Raw genomic sequence first — 14,437 nt, 5'->3', positions numbered from 1 at the left:
TCCGCCAGTCGCTGCCCCCCTCACGCCGGAAGCCGCTCCGACAACTCGAACATGTTGCCCCACGGGTCACGGAAGAACGCGAGACGGGCGCTGATGTCGTCGATCTCGAACGGCGGATTGACGATCTCGACGCCGCGCCGGCGCAGCTCGGCCAGGGTGTCGTCGACGCTGTCGACGGTGAGGCACACGTGGTTGAACCCGGGCGCTTCCAGGCTCGCGTCGACGTCGCCGTAGACGGTCTGCGGCGTCGCCCCGGGCCCGGCCAGAATCTCGAGGTGGAAGTCGTCCTGGTTCGGCGGGAGGACGTACGCCAGGGTCAGTTTGCCGTAGGGCCAGGTCTGCAGCACCCGCCAGTCGAGGGTGCCGACCCAGAAGGCACGGGCCGCCTCGAAGTCGGGATAACGGATGGCCGCGTGGTGGCCTCGCATCGAAGCGAACGGCGAGGCGGTGTCGGCGGGTGGGGTGGAAGGCAGTGGCATGCCTTCATCCGACCAGCCCGCGGGCGCCGCCGGGAAGGCCGATCATGGCTCCAGCGGTACTACCCAGGGCCTCGCCGCCGCGGTCATACTCGCGGGATGACCGGTGGAGGGCTGCGCGAGTTCCTGACGTCCCGACGTGCGGCGCTCTCGCCCGAAGAGGTCGGCCTGCCCGCATCGCCCGAGTCACGCCGGGTTCCCGGCCTGCGCCGCGAAGAGGTGGCGATCCTGGCCGGCGTCAGCGTCGACTACTACGTCAAACTCGAGCAGGGCCGGGCCGCGAACGTCTCCGACCAGGTGCTGTCGGCCGTCGAACGGGCCCTGCGCCTCGACGACCAGGAGCGACGGCACCTGCGCTCGCTCCTGCGACCGCCGCGTCCCGTCTCCTCCGCGCCCCGCTTCAACGTACGGCTGGCCGTAAGGTCGATGATCGACGCGCTGCCGGTGCCGGCAATCGTGCACGGCCCGCTGCTCGAGGTTCTGGCCACGAACGGCCCCGCGCGAGCGCTGTTCGGGGATTTCGACGACGGCCACCTGGTCCGCTGGATGTTCCGCAACCCGCGGGCCCGCACGGTCTACTTGGAGTGGGAGAAGCACGCGGCCCAGATGGTGGCGATCCTGCGCGCCGCCGAGAACGGCCCTCACGCCAAGGCGCTGCGCTTGCTGGTCGACGACCTGGGCGAGGAGCCCGACTTCGCCCGCCACTGGGCCGACTACCAGCTCCACGAGCACACCCACGGGGTGAAGCGCTTCTTCCACGAGCTCGTCGGCGAACTGCGCGTCAACTACGAGACGATGGCCCTCCCCGGCGATCCGGGTCAGACCGTCATCATCTACTCCGCCGACCCGGGCTCCCCCACCGCCGAGAAACTCCGATCTCTGTCGACGTGATCAGGGCAACTCGAGAAATTCGCGAAGCGCCGACTCGACGGCGGCCACCGTGTCGTGCGAGACGAAGCCGTGGCTCTCCCGCAACGCACTGCGATCCAGAATCTGGACGACGCCGTGGATCCTGACGAAGGCGCCGGTCAGCGGGTCTCCGGCCGCAAGCCTTACGGCGAGTTGGTTGGGATGGGGAACATCCCGCACAACTGCCAAGCCCCAGATGGCGAGTTCTTCGACGCTGTTGTACTCGTCATTGCTGATCACCAGGACGCGGTGCTGACTGCCACCGCGCAGCAGCGTCCAGATCTGGCCGCGTCTCACCATGCGGAGTCGCGGAGCGCGATGTCATTGCTGCTCTCGATCAGGGCACGGTCAGCCTCGACGTCCTCGGGCGATCGTCGCCGCAGAAACGCTCCATACGCCTGAGCCGCCGCGCGTTGACGCTCTCGTCGCGCCTCGGGCTGCACCTGCCGCACGGCCTCGGTGACTGCCGCTGACACATTGCCCCGGCTCTGCAGGTAGGCCGCGACGTCGTCGGGCACGCTGATGCTGAGCTTGACGGTCATACTTTTATCCTACCCACCGAGCACGGGTCACGGCAGGACGCAGGTCGGGGAGCCCGTCGCGAACACCTCTCCGGTCGGTTCGGGATTTCGGCCGGCCGTGAACGTGACCACCTCGTCGGACTGCTGGTTGGCCACGTAGATCTGGCCGCCCGAGACGGCCAGGTCGCGAGGCCAGGTGCCGCCGCACGGAACCTCGGCGACGCGGCGCAAGGTCGGGCTGAGCTCGAAGACGGCGATCGTGTCGACACCCCGGTTGGCCACGTAGAGCAGGTCGCCGTCGAGGACGATCGCGCTCGGCTGACTGTGCTCCGACGACGACGTGGTGCTCTCCTGCTCGACCACGACACCCGCGTCCAGCGCGAGAACCGTCGACGAGAGCTCACCGACGACATACCAGCGGCCGGACGGGTGGACCACGAAGTGCCGAGGCCCTGTGCCCGGCGGCACGGCGGTCTCGCCGGTGCGGGTCAGCCTGCCGTCGGCCAGCGTGTAGTGCAGGAGCCGGTCGATGCCCAGATCGACGACCGTCAGCGTGCCGTCGGCGTGGACGACCACCTGGTGGGCGTGCGGCCCCTCCTGCCGGTCGGCGTTCGGCCCGCTTCCCTCATGGAAGACCAGATCCGTGTACGCCCCCAGCACGCCCTCGTTCACCGGGTGCACCGAGACGCTGCCCGAGCCGTAGTTCGCGGCCAGCACATAGCCGGACGGGTGCAGCGCCAGGTGACACGGCCACACGCCCCCGGTCGGCGTGGTCGAGACGAGTTCGAGCGTGTCCAGCGCGAACGAGGACACCGCGCCGTCGTCGGTCTCGTTCACGGCGTACAGGAAACGGTCGTCCTTGATCAGGTAGGAGGGCGAACGGGCGGGGGTCGTGACGCCGCCGGGGACGACGAGGCCGGTGCCCTTGCCGTCCATCTCGGCGGTGTAGCTACCGATGATCACTGGCGCTCCAGTTCGAAGAGGCCGGCGTCGTAGCCGGGGGTCCAACGGACCGGCAGGCCCACCGCCATCAGGTGAGCGCCGGAGAAGTCACCGTAACGAGCCGCCGGATCGAGCCCGCGCAGGGGCAGGCGGACGTCGCGGGCCGGCACCCCGTCGCGTCCGTCGAGCCCGCCGGCGTTCCACGCGCAAACGACGACACGGTCACCGAGCGTGTATTGAATCGCGCACCGCTCCTCGTGCGGACTTCCGATCCGGTGCACCTCACCCCGCGTGATCACGTCGCGGACCCGCTTGTACGTCGCGACCCACTCGGTGGCCTCGGCTTTCTCGGCGTCGCCCCAGCGGGTTATGTCCGCACCGATGCCGAGCACGCCCGCGCAGGCCAGCACGAACCGGAACGCCAGCGAGCGCGGACGGTCGTCGAACATCCCGGCCGCGTCGGTGACCCACGAGCTCATCAGGTGGGGCGCGTGGGCGCCGAGGAAGCCCCACTGGATCAGCAGCCGGTCGAGCGGGGCGGTGTTGTCGCTGGGCCAGAGCATGTCGGTGCGGGCGGCCATCGCCAGGTCGACCCGGGCACCGCCGGCCGCGCAGCCCTCGATCGTCACGCCGGGGTGGTTCGCGCGCAGGAAGTCAAGGACGCGGTAGAGGTTGTGGACATGGGCGCCGTCCACATCCTGCGCGTTTCTGTCCGCTTCGGTGCGCGGCCGGTTGAAATCCCACTTGAGGTACGTGATGGGGTAGTCGCGCAGCAGCCCGTCGAGGGTGTCGCGAACGAACTCGAAGACGTCCTCACGGCCCAGGTTCAGCAGGTATTGCTGACGGATCGTGCTGCGTTCGCGTCCCGCGGTCTCGTAGACCCAGTCGGGATGGGCCGCGTAGAGCGCCGACTTCGGGTTCACCATCTCCGGCTCGACCCACAGGCCGAATTCGAGACCCTTTTCCCGTACGGCGTGCACGAACGCGCCGAATCCGTCGGGGAACTTGGCCGGGTCGGGGGTCCAGTCCCCGAGTCCGCCGTGGTCGTCGTGGCGCCCGACGAACCAGCCGTCGTCCACGACGAACGTCTCGACGCCCAGCTCGGCCGCGACGTCGGCGAGGGCGAGCTGGGCCTCGGCGGTCACGTCGAAGGTGGTCGCCTCCCACGAGTTGTAGATGACTTTCCGCGTGGCCGGGCGCGCGAGGCGTCGCTCATAGGCGTGCCATTGTCGCGCGACCCCGTCGTGCCCGTCGGCGCTGTAGACCCCGGCGGCGACGGGTGTGGTGACCGACTCGCCCGGCGCCAGCGTGATCGGCGCGCCCTCAAGCGACCGCCCGGCCCGCACCCTCGCCAGCCCAGCCGCGTCCACATCCACGCTGATCTGCCACGACCCGGTCCAGGCAAGCCCGATCCCGTACGTGGCCTGCCCGTTCGCCACCGCAATGGTCGACGCGAACTGGTGTCCGGTGACCCCCTGCTCGCTCCCGATCGCGAACCGCCCCCGAGTGAGGGTCGTAGAGGCCGGTGTGAACTCCTGAGACCACTGCCCGCACAGATACGAGATGTCCACGCCCGCCGGGCTCGGAATGTTGAACCCGGCCGACCCCAGCCGCGTGACGCTGACCGCCGCAGCCCCGTCGTTGTGCACAACGGCCCACCGCTCGACCACATCGGTCCCCGGCGCGAACCGCCACCGAAGCTCAACCCGCAGCCCGGTGACGTCATCCACGAGCTCGGCCCGCAACCCGTCCTGTTCGGTCACCGAGACGAGACGCCAATTGAGCACCTGGGCCGCGATGCCGAGGTCGGCGCCGAGGAAGGGCCGCACGCCGTCCGGGGCGTATTCGACCGCGGCCACGTCACCCCGCAGCATGTATTGCACTTTGCCGTGGAAGGCATACGGCGAAGGGCCGTGGCTCACGCCGTGCGGGCCCCAGGCGACCAGTTCGAGCTGGTCGTCGATCGTGTATTCGGTCGTGGCGCCGGTGATGGTCCACATGGTCAGCGGTTCTCCCGGAAATCGTCGTTCAGCCTGCGTTGGAGCGCCACATCGCCCCACATCGGGTGGTGCGGGGCCGCGTTCGAGCAGACGACCGTTCCCCAAGCGCCCAGTTCGCGCGCCTTGTGGACGGCGTGTGCACAGATCTCCGCCCCGACCGGTCCTTCCTCGAAATTCGCGTGCAGCGGCGTGTAGCCGACCCACCCCTCGCCGAAGACCAGCGGGATGCCTCGCCCGGCGGCGAAGTCGGCCGCGACCTCGAGCCAGGTGTCCAGCGTCTCGCGCATCGCGCGCCGGTGCTCGCCGTACCGTTCGTACAGCCAGCGGTCCCACTTCGCCGGGTCGCACCAGTCGTGGGTGTAGATCTCCCGGTGCGGCACGACGGTGGCTTCGGTCTTCCACGACGCCGGCGCCCGCCAGTCCTCCAGCTTCGGCGCGTCGTCGCGCAACAACTCGGCAAACGCGCGTTCCTGTGGATAGGGCCGCGACGTGTCGCGCAGGGCGAACTCCTCGTAGAGCTGCCCCAGCACGCCGTAGACGTACGGATGGAACACCGCCACGTCGAGATTGCGCGGCAGCTTGCTCATTGACGCGACCGGCACGCGCGCATAGTTCACGGTCACCGGCACCGCGGGCTGACGCTCCTTGAAGCGCTTCACCCCCGCTTCGAGCAGGTCCCGGTCGTCGGGCACCCCGCTGTACTGCACCTCGTTGTGCAACTCGACGTAGGCCACGACATCGTCGAGCCCCGCCGCCCGCACGAAATCGACCAGATCGGCGTGCGCGTCGGCGAGTGTTTCGGCCCGCTTGTCCACAGGAACCGCCTGCAGCGCCTCGTGCCAGGAGTTGTCCGCGCCGAACGACGGCGACTGCTGATACTCCCAGCTCGACACGATGATCCGGCACCCGTGCCGCCGGGCCGCCCGGAACAACGACAGCAGATGAGCGCGCCCGTCCACAGCCGGCGACGGCGGCACGTCGTACCACCGGGTCCGCTGCCCGAACGAGCCCCCGAGCCCCTTGAACCGCAGCGCCGACGTGTCCAGCCCCGACCGGAACAGCAGAAGCGGCATCGCACACACCCGCACGGTGTCGTACCCACGATCCACCGCCTGCCCGAACGCGTCGTCCAGGCGGTGGAAAGGCTGCCCGTCGCCGGTGCGGGTGTACCAGGTGAAGTCCCACAGAGAGATGGTCATCGGGGTCATTCGGACGTTCCCCTCAACAGAAGCAAGACAGTGCGCCTGGCGGCGCCCAGAACCGCTTGGACGAGCCCCGCACCGCTCGGACAGCGGACCGAACCCAAAACCACCCGACACGCCGTTCCCCACGCGAACGACGAATCGCCGCCGGGGACCGGGAACTACTTGGACGAGCCCATCAGCAGGCCGGAGACGAAGTGGCGCTGGAAGGCGAAGAAGACGATCGCGGTCGGGATAGCGGCGATCACCGAGGCGGCCGCCACCACGTTCCAGTTGCTCACATAGCCGCCCTGCAGGTTGAGCAGCGCCGCCGTGACCGGCAGTTTCGCCTCGGTGCGCAGCACGGTGATCGCCCAGATCAGGTCGTTGAAGATCCAGGTCGTGGCGAGCGCCCCGAGGGCCGCCAGCGACGGCCGGCACAGCGGCATGATGATCCGCGCATAGATCTGCACGGGCCCGGCCCCGTCGATGCGGGCCGCCTCGGTGAGCTCGGAAGGTATCGACCGCATGAATCCGTGAAGCACGAAGGTGTAGAAGCCGAGACCGAAGCCGACATGAATGGTCACCAGCGCGACCAGCGTGTCGTAGATGCCGAGCGACTCCATCACCCGCGACACGGGGATGAGCAGGATCTGCGGCGGCAGCAGGTTCCCGGCGAGCATCGTCAGCAGGATCGCGCGCCGCCCGGGGATGTCGAACCGGCTCAGCGCGTACGCCGCCCACGACGCCAGCAGCAGGCTGAACAGCACCGCCGGCACCGTCACCTGGATGCTCGTCCACAGGGACCGCCCCATGGCCCCGCGCCCGAACGCCTCGCTGAACCCGTCAAGGCTGAACGAGGCAGGCCACGCGGCCGTCCCGCGAGCGGCGATGTCGTCGAACGACCGGAACGCCAGCACCAGCACGAAGACCATCGGCGCTATCCACAGCAGGGCGAGCGGCGCCATCACCGCGTGATATCCCCAGCCTTTCTTGCGGCGCTTCGCCGGCGGCGGGGAGACGTTTTCCACAGCTGGTGGCGCGAGGGTTGCCGTACTCATCAGACGGCCTCCTCCTTCGTTGCCCGGACCAGGTAGGTGATGATGAAGATCAGGGCGAGCGCGAAGATCACCACAGCGATGGCCGACGCGTAGCCGAGGTTGAGGAACGTGAAGCCCTGCTGGAACATGTAGGTGCTGAGCAGCTCGGACGAGTGGTAGGGCCCGCCGTGGGTCATCGCCCACACGATGTCGAAGGTGCGCAGCGAGTCGATCACGGTCACCGCGAAGACCACGGTGTTCACGCCACGCAGTTGCGGCCACGTAACAAACCTGAATCGCTGCCAGGCGGTCGCGCCGTCCACCGCCGAAGCGTCGTCGAGCAGTGGATCGGTGCCCTTGAGCCCGGCGAGATACAGCACCATCACGTACCCCACCTGGCGCCAGACGGCGGCGACCAGCACGGCATAGAGCGCCGTGTCGGGGTCGGCGAGCCACTGTTTCTCCAGGCTCTCCAGGCCGACCGCGCCCAGCAGCGTATTGATCGTGCCGTCGGGCTGGTACTGCACCCTCCAGAACAGGCCGGTCACCGCGAGCGAGAACACCATCGGCAGGTAGATCGCACTGCGGTAGAGGCCCACACCCCGGCGCGGCCGGTTGAGGGCCAGCGCCAGGGCGAGGCCGCCGAGCACGGACAGGCCGCCGAACCCGATCGCCCAGATCACGTTGTTCTGCAACGCGCCGCGGAACACCTCGTCGGAGGCGAGCTCCTTGAAGTTGTCGAGCCCGACCGGCTTCGCGGCGCCCAGCCCGTTCCACTCGGTGAACGAGAGGTAGAAGCTGTTGAGAGCGGGCCAGAAGACCATGGCCAGCTCGACCACGGCCGGAACGGCCAGGAACACCCAGACCACCTTGGGTATGTTCCGGCGGCGTCGAACCCGGCCCGGGGATGCGGGCCGGGTCGCTACGGCGGTCACGATCCGAGGACCTTCTTCGCGGACGCCTGCCACTCGGCGAGGATCTTGTTGACGTCGCCGGGCTTGTCGAGGAACTTGGTCAGCGCGGTGTCGGCGGTGGTCTGCAACTCGTCGCTGGAGTCCCGGTTGAAGAACTGGGTGATGGCCTTGCTCTCGTTCAGCATCGTGATGCCCTTCTGCACCAGCGGCGAGAACTTAGTGGTGTCGACCTCGGCCGAGGTGGGCAGGTTGCCCGACTTCGAGAGCTCGATGAACTGCTGCTGTGCCGGCGCCGAGGCCAGGTAGGCGAGCAGGTCTTTCGCGCCCTGTGGATTGCGGGTCTTGGCGCTGGCGAAGTAGCCGTCGGTCGGTGCCTCCTCCGCGACCGGCACGTTCGGGTCGATGATCGGCACGCGGAAGAAGTCGAGGTCGTCCAGCGCGTCCGCCGGCACCGCCGAGGTGGCGAAGGCACCGATCAGGTACATGCCGGCCTTCTTCGACACCAGCGGGGTGATGGCGTCCTGGAAGGAGTAGGAGCGGCCCTTGGGGTCGATGTACTCGACGAGCTGGCGGTAGTGGTCCATGACGGTCTTGACCTCGGCACCGTCGAACGAGTGCTGGCCGGCGAGCAGCTCGCGGTGGAACTCGGCGCCGTTGATCCGCAGGTTGAGGTAGTCGAACCAGGCGGCCGCGACCCACGGGGTGGAGCCGGTGCCCATGCTGATCGGGGCCACGCCCTTGCCCTTGAGGGTCTTGCAGACGGCGATGAACTCGTCCCAGGTCTTCGGGACCTGCACGCCCCACTCCTGGAACGCGCTCTTGCGATAGAAGACGCCCCACCAGTAGTAGTTCGTCGGCACGAAGATCTGCTTGCCCTCGGCTGTGGACAACTCCTTGAGCGCGGGCGAGAACTTCGCACAGGGCCCGTCGCCCGTCCACAGGTCGGAGACGTCGAGCAGGAAGCCCTTGCTCGAGTAGTCGCGCGCGACCGAACCCGCGTACCAGGTCAGCACGTCCGGCGGGTTGCCCGAGTTCAGGTAGGTGGGCAGCTGTGCCCGGAACGTCTCGATCGCGATCGTGTTGAGCGTCGTCTTGTTCTTGGTATATCCCTCGACGACCTTGGTCAGCGCGGCCTTGGGGTCGGGGTCGGAGAGCGAGGACTGCAGGGTCAGCGTCGTGGAGGCGGCCGCCGAGCCTTCGTCACTGCCGGTAGCGCATGCGCCGAGAAGACCGGCCACGCCGACACCGCCGAGCCCGGCCAGGAACCCGCGGCGACTGAGGGGAGCAGAGATCATGCTGAGCCTCCTGGTTTGTGTTTCCAAGAGGTTGCATCACCGTGGCGAGGCTGTCAATATATCTTCGTAATTAATGAAGAGTCGTTGCCGGAGGTGCGTGCATGACAGGTCGCTTCGCAGGTCGGACGGCGGTGGTGACCGGGGCTGCGTCCGGCATAGGCGCCGCCTGCGCGGTTCGCTTGGCCTCCGAGGGCGCCTCGGTGGTGCTCGCCGACCTCCGCCCGGCCGACGCTGTGGTCAAGCAGATCGAGGCCGCCGGGGGCCGGGCGCGAGCGGTGGTCGCCGACGTCTCCAGCGAGGACGACTGGGCCACGGTCGCGACTACAGCGCGTGACACGTACGGGCCGGTCGGCGTGCTCGTGAGCAACGCCTTCACCGTCGACGTCTCGCCCGCCGGCCAGACCTCGCTCGCCTCCTGGGAGAGGCAGATGGCGGTCAACCTGACGGGCACGTTCCTCGGTTTCCGCGCACTTCTCGACGACCTGAGGGCGTACGAGGGAGCTGTGGTCGTGGTTTCGTCGGTGCACGCGCTCGTCGGGCTGCCGGGCCGGCCCGCCTACGCCGCCGCGAAAGGTGGGCTGGTCGCCCTCGCGCGGCAGCTCGCCGTCGAGTACGGTCCCGCCCTTCGGGTGAATGCCGTGCTCCCGGGCCCCATCATGACGTCCGCGTGGGATTGGGTGTCCGAAGAGGACAGGGCGCTCAGCGTGGCCGAGACTGTGGCAGGCCGCTTCGGCACGCCGGAGGAGGTCGCCGCGGCGGTCGCCTTCCTGGCCTCGCCCGACGCCGCCTTCGTGACCGGCACGAGCCTGGTGGTCGACGGCGGCTGGACCGCGACCAAGTCATCCTCGTGAATATCCACAGAATGGGATCCCACTGATGCAGCAGTACTCGGCGCGTGGCGTGCACGGACAGACTGTGGAAATCCTCGCGCAGCGCATTCTCGACGGCCGGATGCCCGAGGGGTCCACGCTCGATCTGATCGCGCTGCAAGCCGAGTTCGACGTCAGCCTCACCGTGCTACGTGAAGCGCTTCGCGTGCTCGCGGCCAAGGGCATGGTCGACGCCCGGCCCAAGAGAGGCACCTTCGTACGCCCCCGCGCGCACTGGAGTCTGCTCGACGCCGACGTGCTGCGCTGGCAGTTCGCCCGCGCGCCGCACCGGCCCGGACTCTTCGACGACCTGCACGAACTGCGCGGCATCGTCGAACCCGGCGCGGCCAGCCTCGCCGCCGCCCGCGCCACCCCGGCCGACGTGGAAGCCCTCGAAGCCGCGCTGGCCGACATGGCCGCCGCGGGCGACGACCCGGTGGCCGCGGTCGCCGCCGACCTCGCTTTCCACCGGGCGCTGCTCGCCGCCACCCACAACGAGCTCATTCAACGCATGGAGGTGGTGATCGAGACCGGCCTGGCCGAACGTGACCGCATGGTCCACGGCGCGGCCGGCGCGGACGACCCGGTGCCCAGCCACAAAGCCGTGGTGGACGCGATCCGGCGCCACAACCCCACCCAGGCCGCACGCGCCATGGGCAAGCTGCTCGACCAGGCCGTCGAGGACGTGGCCCGGTTGGAGAGGACCCAGCATGAAGATCGACAGGATTGAGACCTTCCTCGTACCGCCGCGGTGGCTGTTCTGCCGCGTCTCCACCGACGAGGGCATCGTCGGCTGGGGCGAACCGGTAGTCGAGGGCCGCGCCGAGGTGGTGCGCGCCGCGATCGAGGTCCTGGCGGAGTACCTGATCGGCGAGGACCCGCTGCACATCGAACGCCACTGGCAGACCCTCACCAAGGGCGGCTTCTACCGCGGCGGGCCCATCCTCTCCAGCGCCGTCGCGGGCATCGACCAAGCCCTCTGGGATATCGCCGGCCAGGCCTACGGCGCCCCGGTCCACGCCCTGCTCGGCGGTCCGCTGAGAGACAAGGCCCGGGTGTACGCCTGGGTCGGCGGCGACGAACCGGCCGAGCTCACCGACGCCATCGAGGCCCACGTGGCCGCCGGTATGACCGCGGTGAAGATGAACGCCAGCGGCCGCCTCTCCCCCGTACCGACGGTCGCCGAGGTCAACGGCATCGTCGAGCGGGTCGCGGCAGCCCGTGAAGCCCTGGGCGACACGCGCGACGTCGCGATCGACCTGCACGGCCGCGCGTCCCTGCCCGCCGCGCGCATGATCCTGCCTGCGGTCGCGCCCCTGCGCCCGCTGCTGGTCGAGGAGCCGCTGGTCCCCGAACAGACGCACCTGCTCGGTGACCTGGTGCGCTGCGCACCGATCCCGGTCGCGACCGGCGAGCGGCTCTACGACCGGGCCGGTTTCCTGCCGGCGCTGCAGGCCGGGGTCAGCGTCGTGCAGCCCGACCTGTCCCACGCGGGCGGCATCTCCGAGGTCCGCCGCATCGCCGCGCTCGCCGAGACGTACGGTGCGCTGCTGGCGCCGCACTGCCCGCTCGGGCCCATCGCGCTGGCCGCGAGCCTGCACGTCGCGTTCGCAACCCCCAACTTCCTGATCCAGGAACAGAGCATGGGCATCCATTACCACAACGGCAGCGCTGACCTGCTCTCCTACGTGGCCGACCCCGAACCCCTGCAGATCGTCGACGGCCACATAGCCCGCTGGGACGCCCCCGGCCTGGGGATCAAAATCGACGAGGCCGCCGTACGCCGTGCCGACGCCAACGGCCACGCCTGGCGCAACCCGGTCTGGCGCCACACCGACGGCTCCTTCGCCGAATGGTGACCGCCACAACGGACCCAGCCCTCGGCGGCCGCTGGACCACCCTCACCACCCAACCCGCCGCTGGGGGCCGCAGCTGGCTCTGGCACCGCCCGGATCCGGCGCGAGCAGCGGTGCGCCCCGGCGGCGCGTTCGTCGATGCCGGTGGCCTCGAGGAGTGCGTCCCCACCATCCGCGGCGTGCCCGATCACGGCGATGCGTGGTCACGCGCGTGGACGCCGTTATCCACAACCGCGGCGTCCGTTCAGTGCCCCGACTTCACCCTGCGTCGCGAATTCAGCCAGTCGGACGGCTCTCTGGTCGTGCACTATCGATTGGATGCCGCTCCCGGGTATCGCTTCCTGTGGGCAGCGCATGCCCTGCTCGACGTCTCACCGACGGCTGTCCTGCAGGCACCGGCCGGCACCGAGACCCGCATCGACGGCGGCGAGATCGCGACCTGGCCCACCCCGCTGGAACGACTCGGCCCCGACGACGGCACGGCCATCGGCGCGATCCTGATCGATTGCCCCACCACCACGGTCATCGACGGCGAACGCTTGACGTTCCTCCTGGACGCACCCGGCCAGCCGATATCCACAGCCCTTTGGCGCAACCTGCGCGGCTGGCCCACAGACGTCCCCTACCGCAGCATCGGCGTAGAACCCATGCTCGGCCGAGTCTTCGACCTGGCCGAAGCAGGCCCGGACGACGCGGCAAGAGTTCCCGCCACCGGCACCTGCGACTGGACCTTGACGGTGACCGCATCATGACCCCTTCCCCCAGCAGCAACCCGCCCGCTCCGAGCGACAGGCGATCCACCTCGAGCAGCAGCCCATCCACCCCGCACATGAACAGCGACGACCTCGAGGTCGCCTGCGTCGGCGAGACCATGGTTCTTGTTACGCCCGAGCCGGCTTCTCCGCTGCGGTTCGGGGGTCCGGCGCGGATCGACGTTGCCGGGGCGGAGTCGACTGTCGCCTGCTATCTGGCTCAGCTCGGCGTGCGGGCCACCTGGGTGAGCCGGCTCGGCGACGATCCACTCGGCCAGCTCGTCAAGACGCGAATCGATGACTACGGCGTCGACACCACCTTCGTCGAGCTCGACCGCGCTGCGCCGACCGGCGTCTTCTTCAAGGATCCCGGTGAGACGACTCGGGTCTTCTACTACCGCGCAGGCTCGGCTGCTTCAGCGCTCGGCCCCTCAACGCGCGTTCCCCCCGCACGTATTGCGCATTTGAGCGGCATCACCCCCGCGCTGTCCACAAGCTGTGCCGAACTCGTCGACCGGCTGTTGACCACAAGGCGTTGCAGTTTCGACGTCAACTACCGCTCGCGGCTGTGGACGACTGCCGAAGCTGCTCCCGTTCTCCACAGCCTGGCCAATCGAGCATCGATTGTCTTCGTGGGCCTCGACGAGGCACAAATCCTGTGGGGCACGAAAACCCCGGCCGACGTGCGCGCGCTTCTTCCCGACCCCGAGGTGCTGGTAGTCAAGGACGGCTCCGTCGGCGCAACGTCGTTCCACCCGACCGGCACGACTTTCGAACCCGCACCCCGCGTCGACGTGGTCGAGCCGATCGGCGCCGGCGACGCCTACGCGGCCGGCTACCTCGCCGGCCTCCTGCGAGACCTTCCCGAACCCGAACGCCTGCGCCTGGGCCACCGCACGGCCGCCGCCGCCCTGGCCACCACCGGCGACGTCGCGACCCTGGCAACCACCGGCGACGACACTTCCGAGCGCACCCCCGGCGACGACACATCCGTGGGCGTCACCGGTGGCTTGACCTACCTGGAGGAAACCCGATGACCTTCGACGACATCTTCGGCGACCGCAAGGTCATGGCCATCCTGCGCGGCATGTCCCCGCGGGAAACTGTCACCGTCGCGAGTTCGCTGTGGGACGCCGGCGTCACCGTCCTCGAGATCCCGATCGGCACGCCGGACGCGGTCGCCTCCCTGCGTGCCGCCGCCGACGCGGCCGGCGAACGTGGCCTTCGTGTAGGCGCCGGCACGGTGATCACTCCCGATCAGGTGCGGGCCGCCGTCGAGGCCAACGCGCAATACACGGTCGCTCCGGGCTTCGATCGAGCCGTTCTGGCCGCCAGCCAGTCCGCCGGAATGCCGCACCTGCCCGGTGTCGGCTCAGCAACCGATGTTCAGCAGGCGTGGCTGGCCGGCTGCCGCTGGCTCAAAGCCTTCCCGGCGGCAGCTCTCGGCCCGGCCTGGATCTCGGCCCTGCTAGGCCCGTTCCCCGATGTCAACTTCGTAGCGACCGGCGGCCTGACCGTCTCCTCCGCGCCTGACTTCCTCAACGCCGGCGCCCGCGTGGTCGCTCTGGGCGCTGCCCTGGCCGACCCATCCCAACGCGACCAGATCGCCGGTCTTCTCAACCCATAACCCAGCGTCCCCCCCCCCCCGCCGCACCACGCTGCGCGTACACCCGCCCCAGCAC

Annotated in this window: 16 protein-coding genes; 7 read left to right on the top strand and 9 right to left on the bottom strand. The window is 69.3% G+C overall.

Going from position 1 to position 14,437, the window contains the following annotated elements; translation table 11 throughout:
• Positions 1-20: 20 nt before the first annotated feature.
• The gene (locus EER30_RS20360; RefSeq protein ID WP_127502087.1) at positions 21-479 is read right to left on the bottom strand and encodes a VOC family protein; all 459 of its coding nucleotides are present in this window, start codon (positions 477-479) and stop codon (positions 21-23) included.
• A gap of 96 nt (positions 480-575) precedes the next feature.
• Between EER30_RS20360 and EER30_RS20355 the strand changes: the two genes are divergently transcribed.
• Positions 576-1,367: a helix-turn-helix transcriptional regulator gene (locus EER30_RS20355; RefSeq protein WP_127502086.1), complete on the top strand. Its 792-nt coding sequence runs from the start codon at positions 576-578 to the stop codon at positions 1,365-1,367.
• On the opposite strand, the gene EER30_RS20350 is transcribed toward EER30_RS20355, so the two are convergent.
• From EER30_RS20350 to EER30_RS20315, 8 genes are all read right to left on the bottom strand, one after another.
• The gene (locus EER30_RS20350; protein WP_127502085.1) at positions 1,368-1,685 is read right to left on the bottom strand and encodes a type II toxin-antitoxin system PemK/MazF family toxin; all 318 of its coding nucleotides are present in this window, start codon (positions 1,683-1,685) and stop codon (positions 1,368-1,370) included.
• On the bottom strand, positions 1,679-1,927 hold the full coding sequence (locus tag EER30_RS20345) for a hypothetical protein (protein WP_127502084.1): 249 nt from the start codon (positions 1,925-1,927) through the stop codon (positions 1,679-1,681). The genes EER30_RS20350 and EER30_RS20345 overlap by 7 nt, the downstream gene beginning before the upstream one ends.
• A gap of 27 nt (positions 1,928-1,954) precedes the next feature.
• Positions 1,955-2,869, bottom strand: coding sequence for a lactonase family protein (locus EER30_RS20340; RefSeq protein WP_127502083.1), 915 nt, complete (start codon positions 2,867-2,869; stop codon positions 1,955-1,957).
• Positions 2,866-4,848 (bottom strand): alpha-galactosidase, encoded by a 1,983-nt coding sequence (locus EER30_RS20335; protein ID WP_127502082.1) that lies wholly within the window; start codon positions 4,846-4,848, stop codon positions 2,866-2,868. The genes EER30_RS20340 and EER30_RS20335 overlap by 4 nt, the downstream gene beginning before the upstream one ends.
• A 2-nt stretch (positions 4,849-4,850) precedes the next feature.
• Positions 4,851-6,047, bottom strand: coding sequence for a cellulase-like family protein (locus EER30_RS20330; protein ID WP_240670175.1), 1,197 nt, complete (start codon positions 6,045-6,047; stop codon positions 4,851-4,853).
• Positions 6,048-6,211: 164 nt separating this feature from the next.
• The gene (locus EER30_RS20325; RefSeq protein ID WP_127502080.1) at positions 6,212-7,090 is read right to left on the bottom strand and encodes a carbohydrate ABC transporter permease; all 879 of its coding nucleotides are present in this window, start codon (positions 7,088-7,090) and stop codon (positions 6,212-6,214) included.
• Positions 7,090-7,938 (bottom strand): carbohydrate ABC transporter permease, encoded by an 849-nt coding sequence (locus tag EER30_RS20320; RefSeq protein ID WP_240670174.1) that lies wholly within the window; start codon positions 7,936-7,938, stop codon positions 7,090-7,092. Before EER30_RS20320 ends, EER30_RS20325 begins: the two co-directional genes overlap by 1 nt.
• Positions 7,939-8,000: 62 nt before the next feature.
• Positions 8,001-9,278, bottom strand: a complete 1,278-nt coding sequence (locus EER30_RS20315) for an ABC transporter substrate-binding protein (protein WP_164842403.1) — start codon at positions 9,276-9,278, stop codon at positions 8,001-8,003.
• 101 nt (positions 9,279-9,379) lie between these two features.
• Between EER30_RS20315 and EER30_RS20310 the strand changes: the two genes are divergently transcribed.
• Genes EER30_RS20310 through EER30_RS20285 form a run of 6 tightly spaced genes read left to right on the top strand, consistent with a single transcriptional unit; the run spans position 9,380 to position 14,382 of the window.
• Positions 9,380-10,129, top strand: a complete 750-nt coding sequence (locus EER30_RS20310; protein ID WP_127502079.1) for an SDR family NAD(P)-dependent oxidoreductase — start codon at positions 9,380-9,382, stop codon at positions 10,127-10,129.
• 25 nt (positions 10,130-10,154) lie between these two features.
• Entirely contained in the window at positions 10,155-10,877 is a 723-nt protein-coding gene (locus EER30_RS20305) for a FadR/GntR family transcriptional regulator (protein ID WP_127502078.1), read from the top strand.
• On the top strand, positions 10,858-12,006 hold the full coding sequence (dgoD, locus tag EER30_RS20300; RefSeq protein WP_127502077.1) for a galactonate dehydratase: 1,149 nt from the start codon (positions 10,858-10,860) through the stop codon (positions 12,004-12,006). The genes EER30_RS20305 and dgoD overlap by 20 nt, the downstream gene beginning before the upstream one ends.
• Positions 12,000-12,755, top strand: a complete 756-nt coding sequence (locus EER30_RS20295; protein ID WP_127502076.1) for a hypothetical protein — start codon at positions 12,000-12,002, stop codon at positions 12,753-12,755. Before dgoD ends, EER30_RS20295 begins: the two co-directional genes overlap by 7 nt.
• Positions 12,752-13,792 (top strand): sugar kinase, encoded by a 1,041-nt coding sequence (locus EER30_RS20290; RefSeq protein WP_284699709.1) that lies wholly within the window; start codon positions 12,752-12,754, stop codon positions 13,790-13,792. Before EER30_RS20295 ends, EER30_RS20290 begins: the two co-directional genes overlap by 4 nt.
• On the top strand, positions 13,789-14,382 hold the full coding sequence (locus EER30_RS20285; protein ID WP_127502075.1) for a bifunctional 4-hydroxy-2-oxoglutarate aldolase/2-dehydro-3-deoxy-phosphogluconate aldolase: 594 nt from the start codon (positions 13,789-13,791) through the stop codon (positions 14,380-14,382). The genes EER30_RS20290 and EER30_RS20285 overlap by 4 nt, the downstream gene beginning before the upstream one ends.
• Positions 14,383-14,437: the final 55 nt, after the last annotated feature.

The organism is Actinoplanes solisilvae (assembly GCF_003999975.1).
Classification (GTDB): Bacteria; Actinomycetota; Actinomycetes; order Mycobacteriales; family Micromonosporaceae; genus Actinoplanes; species Actinoplanes solisilvae.
The sequence above is the reverse complement of the archived record's forward strand: the minus strand, read 5'-3'. Positions and strand labels throughout refer to the sequence as shown.

Coding starts and splice junctions, on each gene's coding strand:
- EER30_RS20360 (WP_127502087.1), bottom strand. CDS start 479: ATGCCACTGCCTTCCACCCCACCCGCCGACACCGCCTCGCCGTTCGCT.
- EER30_RS20355 (WP_127502086.1), top strand. CDS start 576: ATGACCGGTGGAGGGCTGCGCGAGTTCCTGACGTCCCGACGTGCGGCG.
- EER30_RS20350 (WP_127502085.1), bottom strand. CDS start 1,685: ATGGTGAGACGCGGCCAGATCTGGACGCTGCTGCGCGGTGGCAGTCAG.
- EER30_RS20345 (WP_127502084.1), bottom strand. CDS start 1,927: ATGACCGTCAAGCTCAGCATCAGCGTGCCCGACGACGTCGCGGCCTAC.
- EER30_RS20335 (WP_127502082.1), bottom strand. CDS start 4,848: ATGTGGACCATCACCGGCGCCACGACCGAATACACGATCGACGACCAG.
- EER30_RS20330 (WP_240670175.1), bottom strand. CDS start 6,047: ATGACCATCTCTCTGTGGGACTTCACCTGGTACACCCGCACCGGCGAC.
- EER30_RS20325 (WP_127502080.1), bottom strand. CDS start 7,090: ATGAGTACGGCAACCCTCGCGCCACCAGCTGTGGAAAACGTCTCCCCG.
- EER30_RS20315 (WP_164842403.1), bottom strand. CDS start 9,278: ATGATCTCTGCTCCCCTCAGTCGCCGCGGGTTCCTGGCCGGGCTCGGC.
- EER30_RS20310 (WP_127502079.1), top strand. CDS start 9,380: ATGACAGGTCGCTTCGCAGGTCGGACGGCGGTGGTGACCGGGGCTGCG.
- EER30_RS20305 (WP_127502078.1), top strand. CDS start 10,155: ATGCAGCAGTACTCGGCGCGTGGCGTGCACGGACAGACTGTGGAAATC.
- dgoD (WP_127502077.1), top strand. CDS start 10,858: ATGAAGATCGACAGGATTGAGACCTTCCTCGTACCGCCGCGGTGGCTG.
- EER30_RS20295 (WP_127502076.1), top strand. CDS start 12,000: ATGGTGACCGCCACAACGGACCCAGCCCTCGGCGGCCGCTGGACCACC.
- EER30_RS20290 (WP_284699709.1), top strand. CDS start 12,752: ATGACCCCTTCCCCCAGCAGCAACCCGCCCGCTCCGAGCGACAGGCGA.
- EER30_RS20285 (WP_127502075.1), top strand. CDS start 13,789: ATGACCTTCGACGACATCTTCGGCGACCGCAAGGTCATGGCCATCCTG.